Source organism: Arthrobacter sp. KN11-1C (genome assembly GCF_052180225.1).
Lineage (GTDB): Bacteria > Actinomycetota > Actinomycetes > Actinomycetales > Micrococcaceae > Arthrobacter.
In genome coordinates, this window is record NZ_CP197467.1 from 848,037 (window position 1) to 861,869 (window position 13,833).

A 13,833-nucleotide genomic window follows, 5' to 3' on the forward strand; every position below is an offset into this window, starting at 1 on the left:
TTCCAGGGCTAGTCGCGCACGCACCCCGCGTGTACAGTCGACTTCGCCAGCCCCCTCCGGTCAGGCCTGCCCGACCGGCTCCGTGGAGGAAGGAGTGCCCGTGGCGCTGCCTGCAGTCGACAAACGTAAACAGCCGGAACACGGGCACATAACCCCGGCCCGGGCTCTCACGTCGAAGTCAGCTGCCGGGCTGGTTGTCGGCCTTGCGTTCGTTGCGCTGTTCGCCGTCGTGCGGGTGCTGGCGCCGTCCACGTCGGAGACGTTCGGGCTTCCCAACGCCGCCCGCGACTTTGCCACGCTGTCGATCAGCGTCGTCGTGGAGTCCCTGCCCTTTGTCTTCCTCGGGATTGTCCTCTCGATCGCCGTCCAGGTCTGGCTACCGGAGGGCATGCTGCTCCGTCGCCTGCCACGGAGCCCGGTACTGCGGAGGCTGGTCCTGTCGCTTCTGGGAATGCTGCTGCCGGTCTGCGAGTGCGGAAATGTTCCGCTGGCCCGCGGCCTGGTGGTCAAGGGACTGACCGTCGCGGAATCGATGACTTTCCTGTTCGCCGCGCCCATCCTGAACCCCGTCACCATCGTCACCACGGCGCAGGCGTTCGGCTGGAACAACGGCATCCTGGTTTCCCGCGTCCTGGGCGGCTTCTTCATCGCCAACCTCGTCGGCTGGATCTACAGCCGGCATCCGCGTCCGGGGGAGATGCTGACCGCCCGGTTCCAGGAAACCTGCAACGTGGCAGACCACGACGGCGGCGCCGCCGGCAGGGTGCGGCGCAGCGTGCAGATGTTCTCGCAGGAGACGCGGGCAATGATGCCTGCCCTCTTCATTGGCGCAGGCATGGCGGGGCTGATCCAGGTTGCCGTTTCCCGCGAAGTGCTGGTCGCCCTCGGCAGCAACCCGGTCTGGTCCGTCCTGGCGTTGATGCTGCTCGCCTTCGTCGTGGCGATCTGCTCAAACGTGGATGCCTTCTTCATCCTGTCTTTCGGTGCGACCTTCATGCCCGGAGGCATCGTGGCTTTCCTCGTTTTCGGGCCCATGATCGACGTGAAGATGCTCGCCCTGATGCGCACCACCTTCACGGCGAAGACGCTCCTTCAGCTCAGCCTGCTCGTGGCACTGTGCGCCGCGGTCCTCGGATTGGCGGTCAACTATGGTCATTAGGCGGCTCGTGGGCCGCTGGCAAGGCGTGGTTCTCAGCCTCATCGGCCTCGTCGCGACGATCTGGCTGGGCCTGACGGGGCAGCTTGCCTTGTATATCCATCCACGGTATTTTGTGTTCACGGTCATCATGGCCGTCATCGCAGGGGTGCTTGCCTTGGCGGCCTTCGCCTTGGTCCCCGGCGCCGGCGACGGGCACCTCCACGACCACGAGCACGACGGCGACGCTCCCGACGGCGACGACGCGCGCCGTTCGCGATGGGGCTGGCTGCGGTCGGCCGGAAGCGTGCTGACCATCGTCGCCGCCGTCGTCGCCCTGCTGATCCTGCCGCCGTCGACCCTTACCACCGCAACTGTCGCCCAGCGGGACCTCAACGGCTCAGCGTCCGCCCTCACCCTGAAAACACCCGCGCTGCCGGGCAAAGGAGACTACTCCTCCTTCACCGTGCGGGACTGGGCATCGTTGCTTCGGTCCGGCGCGGGGCAGGACTTTTTTGCCGACAAGACCGCTACCGTCACCGGGTTCATCAGCGCGGACACCACAGATCCAAACCTCTTCTTCGTGACCCGGTTCGTAGTGACCTGCTGCGCCGTCGATGCCCAGCCGATCGGCGTTCCCGTCTATCACCCCGGGTGGCAAAACGAATTCAAGACCGACAGCTGGGTCACGGTCACCAGCAGTTTTCGCGCGAACCCAAACCCGGCCAGCCGCGAGGCAATCGTCCTGATGCCGGACTCCATCAAGCCCACCACTCAGCCGGCGCAGCCCTATGTCTACTAAGGGCCGCCCCGTGTCGGCCAAACGTGCCGCAGCGATTGCGGCCGCGGCCGAGCTCCTGGCCGGACGCCGTTTCGCGCGACGCCTCTACGGCACCATCGCGATCCTCACCCTCCTTGCCGGCGGGTTGACGGCGGCGAACCTATCGAAGCTGCCGCACCCCAACTCCACCTCGGCACTTGTCCGCTCCGCCACCCCCGCAGCCTTTGCGTTGTACAGCCTGCAGAGGGACACCGGAAAGGACGACAAAGGGCTCAAGAAGCCGGACACCATCCTCGGCACGAGCCTATCCGGCAGCGATCAGGGCACCGTCATAGTCAGCGCTCCCCGCATCCAGGAGTATGCCGCACTTCCCTCCGCCCTCGCCGTCGTCACGCTCAACGATGACAACACCAGCTCGCTCGAGATCGTGCCGCTCACCGGCGGGCCGCCAACGCTTGTTCCGTTGCCCAGCCTCGGAACGGTGGCCAACCTCCATGCGGCAGCATCGCAACACCTCATTGGCTTCACCTTCACCGCTTCTTCGGGCACCGGGCAGTACTGGAAATCGCTTTTCGTGTACGACGTCGACAATCCGTCCTCGGCTCCACGCGCCGTCCAGGGGATCAACGGTCCGGTCTCGGCCGCGGACTGGCGCTTCGTCCCGGGTGCGGCCACCTTGGTGGCACAGACCGACGACCAGTCCATGTTCCTCATCGATGCGCTGGAAAGCGGCAAGGTGTCTCCCCTGGGAGCGCATGCCGGCATCCTCGGATTCGTCCCCGGCACCAACGAACTCGCCGTTGCCGACCAGGGGCTGAAAAAGGGCATCGACCCGCCACGGTATTCGACCATCAACCTCACCACCGGGACCTCGACGCCGCTCACCCTCCCGGGCGCGTTCGTGCCCGATGTCGCCAATGGGGTCACCACCACCGCGAGCCAGCCGATGGTCCTCGGCACGTCCGGCCAGTACGCGCAGGTAGTAAGGAAGTACGACGGCGGAAAGGAAGCCTCCGTGGTGAACCTCGCCGACAAGAACGGCCCGCGCCAGCTCTACCAGCCTGCCGCCGCCTGGTCGCGCATCCTTGACACGTGCATCTCACCGGCCGGCGATTACCTCGCGGTCGAAACGGCAGCACCGCAATACACGGGAGACCAGTACCCGGTCCTCCCCGAACCGACTCCCATCCGGACGGACCTCGTGGACATGAAATCAGGCGCCGTCCTGAAAAGTGTTCCGGGATTTCTTCCGAGCTGGTGCGGTTGAACGCGACGGCGACCGGCGGCACTAAGGCGATTGCCGCCGTCGGGCGCTCAAGTCGAAAAGCCAGGTGGCGGCGACGGTGGCCAGATAGCCGGTGATGACAATCAGGGAGACGCCGGCCCAGAAGTAATTGGTGGTGCTGCTTTCCCGGCCGAAACCGGGCGCAATCTTCAACAGCGAATACACCGAAACCGCGGCAGCGGCGATACCCGCCAGCGCCGCCAGCAAGAGCCATAACCGCGACGACGCCCAGTGCTCACCGCGGCCGTCCTGGACGTTCCAGCGCTTTCCCGTGCGCAGCACCAACCAGCCGGCCGGAAGCATGACCGCTCCCACCACGAGGAACGCGGCGACGACGTCGGCGGGCCGGTGCCACTGGTTGATCAGCGTGGCAACCCCGGCCGCCACCGCGAAAGTGCCACCGAGGAACCCTGCAGCGGGGCGCCAGCGCGGCGACACCACCAAGAACACTGCGGCGGCCGCCGAGGCTGCCAAGGTGGTGTGGCCGGACGGCAACGAGTTCAGTTCAATGGTCTGGACGCCGCGGAACGGCCTGTTCGGAAACCAGTCCTTGAGGAGCTGGGTGGCCAGGTTTGCGGCGACGCAAGCGGCCAGCGCGATCCCGGCGGCCTTCCAGCGGCGGCGCATGATCGTGACGAAAAGAAAGACGACGGCGGCGATCACCACCGAGATGACCGGCAACCAATCGAGGAACTGGGTGGTTGCCCGTTCGGCGGGACCGTTGATGGTCGCGGCTTCCACCAAAGCGGATTCGTCGATGTACTGACCCGTCGTGGTGCGTACGAAAAAATAGTACGTGGCAACGAACGCGACCATGCAGGCGAGGGTTGCGAGCACAAAAAGGAAGCCCGTGCCTGCGCCCGTCCGGCGTCTGGCAAAGGTCCCGCGTATGTCCGGCAGCCGGCTCGTCTTTGGAAAACTCATTGCTTTCAGGGTGTCATACCTGGCTGGGAGGATCACTTTTGCTCGGCGAGGAGTTCCTCATAGAGCGTCAAGTGTTCGGCAACCATCCGTTCGGCGCTGAAGTAGTTTTCCGCGGCGCGGCGGCTCTCGCGGCGATCCAGCCTGGCGGCTGCGACGACGGCCTCGGCCAGTTCCGGGGGACTCGAGCGGAGGTAGCCCGTGATCCCCTCGGAAACGATCTCCGGGGCGGATCCCCGGAATGTTGCCACCACCGGTGTCCCGGCGGCGAGGGACTCGATCATTGCCATCCCGAAGGGTTCATCCCACTGAAGCGGATTCAGCAGGGCCACGGACCCGCCCAGGAGGGCGAACTTGTCCGCCGCGCCCAGCTCGCCGAGGTATTCGACGTCGGACCCCAGCAGCGGCGCGATGACCGCGGCGTAGTACTCATGTTCTTCCGCGCTGTACATCTTGGCTGCAATCCGCAGGGGTATCCGGGCCAGGCGGGCGGTCTCTATCGCTTCGGGCAGGCCCTTGCCGGGATGCATCCGGCCCAGGAAGCTGACGTAGCCGCCGTCGCCGGCTCCGAGCGGGACGGACTGGGTGTCGATTCCATGGTGGATGACCCGCCGTACCTTGATCCCGGGGGCAGTTTCCGCTTGATGGTGGGAGATGGCAATGATCGCGGTGTCGGTGGCCATCGCTTGGTAAATGTCGTGGTTCTCGGCCGAAAAGGGGAGGTGGGCCGTCGCGACGATCGGCGTTCCTTTCGGCCGGTGCCTGTACAGCGGGCCGGCAAGCGTGTTGTCGTGGATGAGGTCGACGTCGTCCATGGCCGCGAAGGCATACACGCTGTGGCGGAGTTCGTCCGTCCCGTTCCCTATCCTCGAGCCGTCGGCAAGCGGCGGGCCGGGGACTTTGGCCACTGGACATGTGCTTCCGGACGCCGCCGCGAGAAGTACCTCGTGGCCCGCGGCAACCAAGCCGCGGGCGAGGATGTCGATGATCGACTCGGTGCCGCCGTACGCGGGCGGCGGGACTGGAAGCCAAGGCGGGGCAACGAGGCCGATGCGCACCTAGTGCCCCCGCTGCGGTCCTGCGGTGACGGAGTGGACGTCCAACAGATCGGCAAGCGGTTTGCGGGCCTCGAGGTGCAACGCGATGTCTTCGGGCAGGTCCGTGACCCGTGTTTCTCCGTCGACCACTTCCACGGAGATCCGGGAGCCGGCGAGCGGGATGTTCCGCATGGTGATCCCGCCGAAGCCTTCAGGAACGATGGGCGCCAGCCAGAGGCCGCCGTGGGTGAGGCACGGATCGAACCGGAGAAGGACCCGGAGCAGATGGACCGGTGTGGCAGCGGCCCACGCTTGCGGCGAACACGACGAAGGGTAGGGGACGGGCGTCCCGTAGCTTTTCCTGTCCAGTCCGCAGAACAACTCCGGAAGCCGCCCGCCGAATGCTTCGGCCGCATCGAGGAGGCCCGTGACGAGGCGCTGGGCTTCCTCGACGAAGCCGTAGCGCATCAGTCCGCCGGCAATGAGGGCGTTGTCATGCGGCCACACCGAGCCGTTGTGGTAGCTCGCCGGATTGTAGGCCGCCATGTCCGAAGCCAGTGTCCGGATGCCCCAGCCCGTGAACATGGTGTCCGACATGAGCCGGGCCGCGACCAGCGGAGCCTTGTCGTCGTCGACGATTCCGCTCCACAGGCAATGGCCCATATTGGAGGCGCAGGCATCCACCGGGCGCTTGTCGCGGTCCAGGGCGATCGCGAAATAACCGCGTTCGGGAAGCCAGAATTGCTCGTTGAATTTTCGCTTCAGTTCTGCCGCCCGCGCGCCCCACACCGCGGCCAGCTTGACGTCGCCGTCCTCCTGGGCCATCAGGGCCCTGCTCAGATAGGCGGTGTAAACATAGCCTTGGACTTCGCACAAGGCGATCGGCGGCTCCGCCAGGGTGCCGTCGGCGAAGTTGATGCCGTCCCCGGAATCCTTCCAGCCCTGGTTGAGGAGGCCCTGGTCCGTGGCTCGGGAGTATTCAACGAAACCGTCGCCGTCGGCGTCTCCGTAGTCGCGGATCCAGTCCAGGGCGCGGTCCACCGCGGGCAGAAGGGACTCCGAGATGTCGGCATGGAATCCCCAGCGGGTGAGTTCCCCGGCGAGGGTGACGAACAGCGGAGTGGCGTCCACCGAGCCGTAGTAGGCACTGCTGCCGCCAAGGGCCAGGCCCGTGCTCGCGCCGAGACGCACTTCGTGCAGGATCCGGCCCGGCTCCTCCTCACTGAGCGGGTTGACCGTCCTGCCCTGATGGTCGGCGAGCGTCTTGAGGGTCCCCAGTGCGAGCGAAGGATCCAGTGGAAGGGTCATGAAGGAAGTCAGGAGAGAGTCCCGGCCGAAAAGGGCCATGTACCAGGGCGATCCTGCGGCCACCACCGTCCGTCCGGGATGGTCGTGGTCAAAGATCCTGAGCGATCCGAGGTCTGCCCGGCTCTGGGCCAACGCCTTTTCAAATGCCTTGTTGCCAAGTTCCGTTGTAGGAACCTTTTCGTGCCACTCCTGCTGCCTTTCTTCCGGGACATCGGAAGGGCGTTGGTTCCCCCAAACCTCGGCGTCCGCCTCGGGGCCGACCCCGTCGATGCGGGGAGTGGCCGTCACAGCCGTGGACCAATGGCCCTGGGGTTCAAGGGAGATGTCATAGCTGATGACATCTCCGTCAACAGCGCCATTCGGAGCGTCAATGGTGACCAGGACGTGCCGGCCCTGCCTCTGGGAGTCAAGGACCAAGGAACCGTTGGCATCCCGCGTCAAATGCACACTCTCGTGGCGTGCCCTGCCTTCCTTCACCTCGAAGATGTCCGCAAAATCCGCATTGACCCTGAGTGAAACCGTGGCGTGGGCGGCCTTGTTGGAGAAGTTCCTGACCGTGACCTCTTCGCGGACCCCGCCGAACACGCTCCTCCTGCGTTCAATCAGCAGGTGGCTGTCTGCCAAGCCGTCGGTGCGCGCCGCCCGGCCGACAAAATCAGCACGGAAAGGCTCCGGGACAGGAGAACCCAAGGCTTCGATGGGGTGGCCGTTCACCGCCAGCACCCAGTTCGACACGAACCGCGTGTCACGGAAGAACATCCCGTGCGGGCGCAGTTGATCCATATCGCCGTTGGCCGCGGAGACGCAAAACGATGTTCCTGCCAACAACGTCACGGCGCCTTCGCCGGCCGAACCTGCAAGGTTCTCGGCATTCCAACCTGTCATCAGTGGGCTCCAAAGCTAGGGACGGGGGAATGGGGCAGCTTGTTTCAGCGTATTCGCCGCGTCTTCGGAAGTGAACCCTCGCTCGGATATGGCGGGTTTTGGGTGGACGCTCGCTCAGGTATGTGGGGTTTTGGGAGGGTTTGGGGGATGGGGTGGATATGTGAGCGAGGGTTTGGGGGATGGGGTGGATATGTGAGCGGGGGTTTGGCCAGAGGGGTGGATATGTGAGCGAGCGTTTGGCCAGAGGGGTGGATATGTGAGCGAGCGTTTGGCCGGAGGGGCGCGTAACACGGATGTGACGCTTGACACGTGTTAGGTGATGGATTTACGCTACCTAACACGTGTTAGGAAGGAATTGGACATGGCAGGAAGCAATGGGAAGCTGCGTGAGATCTCACGCAGGACAGCCCTTGGTGCTTTCGGTGCGGGAATTGTCGGAGCAACGGTGGCGTCGTGGCCGCGGTTGACCGGCATGGACATCCCGGGCCGCGGGGACAACAGCCTTAGCATCGCCATCATGGGAACCGCAGCGGACGCAGCCGCCCGCCAGCGGGTCATTGATGCGTTCGCGAAGGTGCACCCGGAAATCAAGGTGAAGGTCCAGGCCATCCAGGCCGCGGACTGGAAGGACTTCTTCACCAAGATCCTCACCATGGTGGCAGCAGGAACTCCACCGGATGTGGTCTACGTGGCCACCGAAGGTGCCCAGCTCTTCGCCGAGAAACTGGCGCACCCCTTGGACGAGTACCTTCGCCGCGACGCCGCGGACATGAAGGAGTACTTCGCGGACGTCCACCCGAGCCTCGTGGAGGCGTTCATGTACAAGGGGAGCCTGTTCCAGCTTCCCATCGACTGGAACGCCGCCAACATGTACTACAACACCTCGGCCCTGCAGCAAGCCGGACTCGAACGTCCCGCAGACAACTGGACCCAGGTCGATTTCCGCAACAGCCTTGCGGCCATGCGCAAAGCCAGGCCGCAGGACTTCACTCCGTACTACTGGACCAACAGGCTCTTCGGCGGTGTGGTGCCCTGGCTCTACGCCAACGACACCAGCTTCCTCAAGGAATCCAAGTCCACCGGCGGCGAATGGCTCTGGGACAGCTTCTACGCCGAGGATCCGTCCCGCGGACTGCGCTCGGGCGGGTACCAGTGGCTTGAACCCAACGCGGATGACCCACGGGTGTACGAATCGTTCGATTACCTCCGCGGCCTCGTCAAGGATGGCCTCGGCGTCCGGCCCGAGGAGGGCGGCGGCAATTCACTCGTCGGCCTGTTCGCCTCCAACAGGATCGGCATGACACCCGCCGGCGGCTACTGGGTGGAAGGCCTCCACGAAGCCGGAATGAAGGAAGACGACTTCGACGTCCAGTTCTTCCCGCGCTGGCGCACCCAACGGCACCAGTTCGGCACAGCCGGCTACGCGATCATGAAGACCGCGAAGGACAAGGACGCGGCTTGGGAGTGGCTCAAGTTCGCGTCCAGCCTGGAAGCCATGCGCTTGGTCTTCCCGACGCCGAACACCACCCCGGCGCGCCGCTCCATGGTCGACGAGCAGTTGTACGCAGGCCGCGGACCCAAGCACTGGAAAGTCTTCTACGACACCCTCGACAAATTCCCCACCACAGGTCCCATTCCGGCACCGCCCCAGCAGGCCGCCGTCGAGACCGCCCTGATGAAAAACGTATCCCTGGCCGTCAGCGGTGATGAGAACCAGCTCAAGCAGGCCCTCGCCTCCATGCAACGCGACCTTGAGATCGCCTTGAGGAGGCAGGCATGAGCACGGCAACAACGGGCATGTCCACCAAACGCCGAAGCGGCGCGGGGCCCAAGCGTCGGAACGGCGCCGCTGCGGCGAAAAACCAGACGGGCAAACAGCGTCAGCGCTGGCTGCCCTGGGCGTTCCTGGCTCCCACCATCCTTGGCATGGGGCTTTTCACGCTCGTGCCGATCGTTGCATCCGTGGTCCTCGCGTTCTTCCGCTGGGACATCATTTCGGCGCCAAGCTTCGTCGGGTTCGACAACTTCGCCGAAGTGGTCCAGGACCCCACAGTGCGCGTCTCGTTCCTGAACACGATCCTGTTCGTGGTGGTCGCCGTCGCGCTTCAGCTCGGCCTTGCGTTGGCGTTGGCGATCATGGTGCAGGAGAAGCTTCCGGCCTGGCTCCGCGTTTTCTTCCGCAGCGCCTTCTTCTTCCCGCTGATCCTGTCCGCGGCGTCGGTGTCCATCTTCATGCGCTACCTGTTCAACGAACAATTCGGCGTGGTCAACTGGCTCTTGTCCTTCGTCGGCATCCCCGCCGTCCCGTGGCTGACGACGCCGGCCGGTTCTGCCGCCGTCGTAATCCTCGTGTATGTGTGGCAGAACTTCGGGTTCTCGTTCCTGCTGTTCATCGGCGGCCTCGCGTCGATCCCGACCGAAACCTACGAGGCGGCGTCGATCGACGGCGCCACGGGCTGGCGCAAACACCTCCACGTGACGCTGCCGCTCCTGAGCCCCACCACCTTGGTGGCATCGGTCATGGCGATCATCAACGCCCTGCAAGTGTTCGACCAGCCCTACGTCCTGACCCGCGGCGGCCCGGGCGACTCCACGCGCACCGCGGTGATGGTGATCTTCGAGTCTGCGTTCCAGCGCCTCGAATTCGGCCAGGCATCGGCGATCGGCGTCATCCTCACGCTGATCATCATGGCGATTACCGCCGCCCAGTTCCGGCTAAGCAAACGATTCGTCTTCTACCAGTAAGGCCCGCCATGACTACAACCTCAACCCAGCGCGCCGTCGTCGACCGCTTGGCTCCCCAGCGGCCCGCGCCCCGCAAGAAGCGGAATTGGAGCATGGCGGGACGAATCGTGCTGCTCCTGATCGCGTCCGTCTTCATCCTCGGCCCGGTGCTGTGGACCCTGTCCACCTCGCTGCGGCCACCGGCGGAATCGTTCCAGCTGCCGCCGTCGTTCCTTCCACTCAACCCCGATTTCTCGTCGTACGACCAGGTATTCAAACAGCTCAACATCATGCTCCTGGTCCTCAACAGCGCCCTCGTGACTGGACTGATCGCCGTCGGGCAGATGTTCACGGCGGCGCTCGCCGGGTACGCGTTCGCGAACCTCAAGTTCCGCGGCCGCGGGGCGCTCTTCTCGATTGTGCTGGCCACCATGATGGTCCCGGCGCAGGTGACGATCGTTCCGGTCTTCATGCTGATCCGCGGCATCGGTCTGTCCGACACGCTCCTTGCGCTCATCCTTCCGGCGATCCCGACGGCGTTCGGCACCTTCCTGATGCGGCAGTACTTCCTGGGGTTGCCAACTGATTTGGGCGAGGCCGCCGCGATCGACGGAGCCTCGCCGTGGCGCACCTTCCGTTCCGTCTATGCGCCGCTGGCAATGCCGGGCATGGCGATCGTGGGCATCCTGGCCTTCAACTACCACTGGAACGAGTTCTTCCGCCCGCTGATCCTGACCATCTCCGAGCAGAACTTCACGCTCCCGCTGGGCTTGGTGTCCCTGCAGGGCAACCTCGGCACGGGCAGCATCTCCGTGGTGCTGGCAGGCGTGATCCTCTCCATGATTCCCGCCCTGGTGGTGTTCATGTTCGGCCAGCGCGCCTTGCGTGACGGACTCACCGCCGGCACCGGCAAATAATCCCTACATCCCTGAAAGGACTTCGATGACGGACCTCATATCGTCCGCCCCTGCACTCGCCACGGCGGCCACCCACCCGGACCCGGCTTTCCCGCGCTTCCACCCCCGGCCGGCGCAAGGCTGGATCAACGACCCCAACGGCATCAGCCACATCAACGGCCGCTACCATGTGTTCTTCCAGTTCAACCCGGAATCTGCCCGGCACCACCGGATCCACTGGGGCCACGTGAGTTCCCCGGACCTGGTCCACTGGGATGAGCACCCCGTGGCGCTTCGCCCGCAGGACGGCGGTCCGGACGAGTTCGGCTGCTGGACCGGTGTGGTGACCGACGACGGCGGTGTCCCCACCGCTGCGTACTCGGGCGTGCGGGGCGACGGTGGTCACTCGCAAGTGGTGATTACCCGGGGCTCCGCCGACTTGGTTTCCTGGGAACAGGATGGCCACATCGCTGCTTCCATGCCCGACGATGACTTGGTCACGGCCGTGCGCGACCCCTTCATCTTCCACTTGAACGGCAAGCGCTACGCGATGCAGGGCGCCGGGCTGGCCAATGGACATGCTGCTTTGTTGCTCTACACGGTGGAGGACATGTCCAACTGGAAGTACCAGGGCATTTGGCTCACCACCGAGAACCCCGTGGCGGCCACGCACGCTCCGGCTGAGATCTGGGAGTGCCCGCAGCTCGTCCAGGTTCCTTCCGACGGGGCGGGTTCCGACGGGGACGTCGCCTGGGTCATGATGTTCTCCCTGTGGCTCTCCGGTGACGACCACGAGCACGCCAACGGCGTGGGCCACCTCATCGGCTCGCTGGCCGAGGACCCGTCGACCGGACTCCCTGTGTTCGCCCCGCGTTCCGGCGGCAGGTCCGACCTTGGCCGCGACTTCTATGCTCCGCAGGTCGTTCAGCTGGATTCTGCGTCTTTGTCCGGGGCGGGTCCGCGTGCCACGCCGAGCGCCTTGCTGTGGGGATGGTCCAACGAAGGTCCGGGCCGTGATGGCCGGCGCGGCCGTTCACAAGAGGAGATCGACGCCGCAGGCTGGGCGGGCGTCTTAACCCACCCGCGCTTCCTCTCGGTTGAGGACGGTGCGCTGGTGGTTGCTCCTGCGCCGGAGGTAGACGCGTATCGGGGTTCCTTGGCGGCGGGCGGGGCGTCCGGTTCAGTGGACTTGCCGCCGTTTGCCGAGGCTGTTGTGACGGGCGGCCCCGGTGCCAGCGCCGGCGAGGTCCGTCTGGTCCTGGCCTCGGGCACGGCCTCGGCCTCGGGCACGGAACCGCAAGTCGTGTTTGCGGGGTCTTTGTCCGAGGGCGTAGAACTGCGGATCTTCGTGGATGCTTCCTTGGTGGAGGTGTATCGGACAGGTTCCGTGGCCACGACACTCCGCGCCTACCCAGCGGCCGGGGAAGCGTGGCGCCTTGAGCTTCCCGAAGGTGCGGTGGCGGACGTCTGGGAACTGAAGCTGCCCGAATAGGCGGCAGGTCGGCGTCGGGCACTCAACATTTGACCACTTTTGGCCGGTGCCGCAGTCCGGGATCTCAGTGTTTCCGGGGATTCCCGGCCGGCGGCCCGGCCAAAAGTGGTCGGATCTAGAGGGCAGGTACCGGTCCTGTGGACTCACGAACGACCAAACGGCAGGGGACCATGGTTTCCAGGCCGGGCTTGGCCTCCGAGCCGCTGCCGTCCGACGTCGACCGCTTGGCCGGGTCCTCGATCTGCTCGAGCAACATGCTCATCGCGGCCGCGCCCATTTCGCGCAGGGGAAGCGCCATGGTGGTGAGCGCCGGGACCATGGTGGCCGCGATGCGGAATTCGTCGTCGTAACCAATGATCGAGAGGTCGCGCGGCACGTCGAGGCCCAGCCGCGCTGCAGCCAGGGCGACGCCAATGGCGAGTCGATCGTTCGCGCACACGATCGCCGTCGGCCGCTCGGTGGCGGAGAGCAGTCCCATGGCGCCCTGAAAACCGTCGTTGATATCCCAACCGGCCATGAACACGCGGTCTTCGCGGACGGGGATGGCCGCCTTGGCCATTGCTTCCCGATGCCCCACGATGCGCAACGGCACAGCCGGGGAGGTGGCGGCGCCGGCGAGGAATGCGATATCGCGATGGCCCAGCTGCAGGAGGTGCTCGGTGGCTTCCCGGCCGCCGGAAACTTCGTCCGGGATCACGTGGTGCAGCCGTGGGGCTGGGCTGCTGTCGTAGCAATTGGCCAGCACGGAGGGGACCCGCAACATGCCCTGCGGCACGTCGAGCGGCTTCAAACCGACCGTGACATACATCAGCCCGTCCACTTGCCGGTCCAACAGGGTCTCGACGGCGCTCTCGTCCCGGGAGGCATCGCGCTCAGTGTCCATCACGACGGTGACAAAGCCGTGGGCGCGGGCGACGTCGTCGGCGCCGCCGATGATGTTGCCGTCGAACGGGCTCACGACCACCTCGTCCGACACGATGCCGATCACGCGCGTTCGCTGGTTTCGCAGGCTCAGTGCGATGGGGTTGGGGGAGTAGTTGAGGTCCGCGGCCGCCTGCCGGATCCGGTCCTGGCTTTCCTTGGCCACGTTGCCGTCTCCCCGGCCGTTGAGCACCAGCGACACCGCACTCCGAGAGACGCCCGCCCGCTTGGCGACGTCGAGTGCTGTGGCCTTGCGCTGCATGCTGGCTCCTCCGGCTGTGGTTCCGTTTCTTGCTGCATTCTACCTAACGCGTGTGAGGGGTGGCCCGGTTCGCGTTCCCAGCATTCCCAACCCGACGCTCGCTCACATATGCGCGGAAAAGCGGGAACGCTCGCTCACCTCAAGTGAGCGAGCGTCTGCCCAAAACGCCCCAAAGGTGAGCGAGCG

Annotated in this window: 11 protein-coding genes; 7 read left to right on the forward strand and 4 right to left on the reverse strand. The window is 65.3% G+C overall.

Translation table 11 applies throughout. From position 1 onward, the window contains the following. Positions 1 to 106: 106 nt before the first annotated feature. Genes ACSBOX_RS04015 through ACSBOX_RS04025 form a run of 3 tightly spaced genes read left to right on the forward strand, consistent with a single transcriptional unit; the run spans position 107 to position 3,183 of the window. Positions 107 to 1,159 (forward strand): permease, encoded by a 1,053-nt coding sequence (locus ACSBOX_RS04015; protein WP_442545954.1) that lies wholly within the window; start codon positions 107 to 109, stop codon positions 1,157 to 1,159. After that, on the forward strand, positions 1,149 to 1,937 hold the full coding sequence (locus ACSBOX_RS04020) for a TIGR03943 family putative permease subunit (protein WP_442544916.1): 789 nt from the start codon (positions 1,149 to 1,151) through the stop codon (positions 1,935 to 1,937). Before ACSBOX_RS04015 ends, ACSBOX_RS04020 begins: the two co-directional genes overlap by 11 nt. Positions 1,938 to 1,947: 10 nt before the next feature. After that, positions 1,948 to 3,183 carry a hypothetical protein gene (locus ACSBOX_RS04025; protein ID WP_442544917.1) on the forward strand — a complete coding sequence of 412 codons (1,236 nt, stop codon included), beginning with the start codon at positions 1,948 to 1,950 and terminating at the stop codon, positions 3,181 to 3,183. Between the two features lie 21 nt (positions 3,184 to 3,204). On the opposite strand, the gene ACSBOX_RS04030 is transcribed toward ACSBOX_RS04025, so the two are convergent. The 3 genes from ACSBOX_RS04030 to ACSBOX_RS04040 are packed head-to-tail and all read right to left on the reverse strand — an operon-like array spanning position 3,205 to position 7,352. Then, the gene (locus tag ACSBOX_RS04030; protein ID WP_442544918.1) at positions 3,205 to 4,125 is read right to left on the reverse strand and encodes a phosphatase PAP2 family protein; all 921 of its coding nucleotides are present in this window, start codon (positions 4,123 to 4,125) and stop codon (positions 3,205 to 3,207) included. A gap of 32 nt (positions 4,126 to 4,157) precedes the next feature. Continuing rightward, on the reverse strand, positions 4,158 to 5,180 hold the full coding sequence (locus tag ACSBOX_RS04035) for a glycosyltransferase (protein ID WP_442544919.1): 1,023 nt from the start codon (positions 5,178 to 5,180) through the stop codon (positions 4,158 to 4,160). Next, entirely contained in the window at positions 5,181 to 7,352 is a 2,172-nt protein-coding gene (locus tag ACSBOX_RS04040; RefSeq protein WP_442544920.1) for an amylo-alpha-1,6-glucosidase, read from the reverse strand. It lies immediately after the preceding gene. 361 nt (positions 7,353 to 7,713) lie between these two features. Between ACSBOX_RS04040 and ACSBOX_RS04045 the strand changes: the two genes are divergently transcribed. From ACSBOX_RS04045 to ACSBOX_RS04060, 4 genes are read left to right on the forward strand one after another with little or no spacing between them, the layout of a single operon-like run. Continuing rightward, a complete protein-coding gene (locus tag ACSBOX_RS04045; protein ID WP_442544921.1) occupies positions 7,714 to 9,132 on the forward strand; it encodes an ABC transporter substrate-binding protein in 1,419 nt (472 codons plus the stop codon). Further along, positions 9,129 to 10,097, forward strand: coding sequence for a carbohydrate ABC transporter permease (locus tag ACSBOX_RS04050; RefSeq protein WP_442544922.1), 969 nt, complete (start codon positions 9,129 to 9,131; stop codon positions 10,095 to 10,097). The genes ACSBOX_RS04045 and ACSBOX_RS04050 overlap by 4 nt, the downstream gene beginning before the upstream one ends. An 8-nt stretch (positions 10,098 to 10,105) precedes the next feature. Continuing rightward, positions 10,106 to 10,993, forward strand: coding sequence for a carbohydrate ABC transporter permease (locus tag ACSBOX_RS04055; protein ID WP_442544923.1), 888 nt, complete (start codon positions 10,106 to 10,108; stop codon positions 10,991 to 10,993). A 25-nt stretch (positions 10,994 to 11,018) separates the two neighbouring features. After that, positions 11,019 to 12,464, forward strand: a complete 1,446-nt coding sequence (locus ACSBOX_RS04060; RefSeq protein ID WP_442544924.1) for a glycoside hydrolase family 32 protein — start codon at positions 11,019 to 11,021, stop codon at positions 12,462 to 12,464. Between the two features lie 115 nt (positions 12,465 to 12,579). On the opposite strand, the gene ACSBOX_RS04065 is transcribed toward ACSBOX_RS04060, so the two are convergent. Further along, positions 12,580 to 13,647 (reverse strand): LacI family DNA-binding transcriptional regulator, encoded by a 1,068-nt coding sequence (locus ACSBOX_RS04065; protein WP_442544925.1) that lies wholly within the window; start codon positions 13,645 to 13,647, stop codon positions 12,580 to 12,582. Positions 13,648 to 13,833 lie beyond the last annotated feature (186 nt).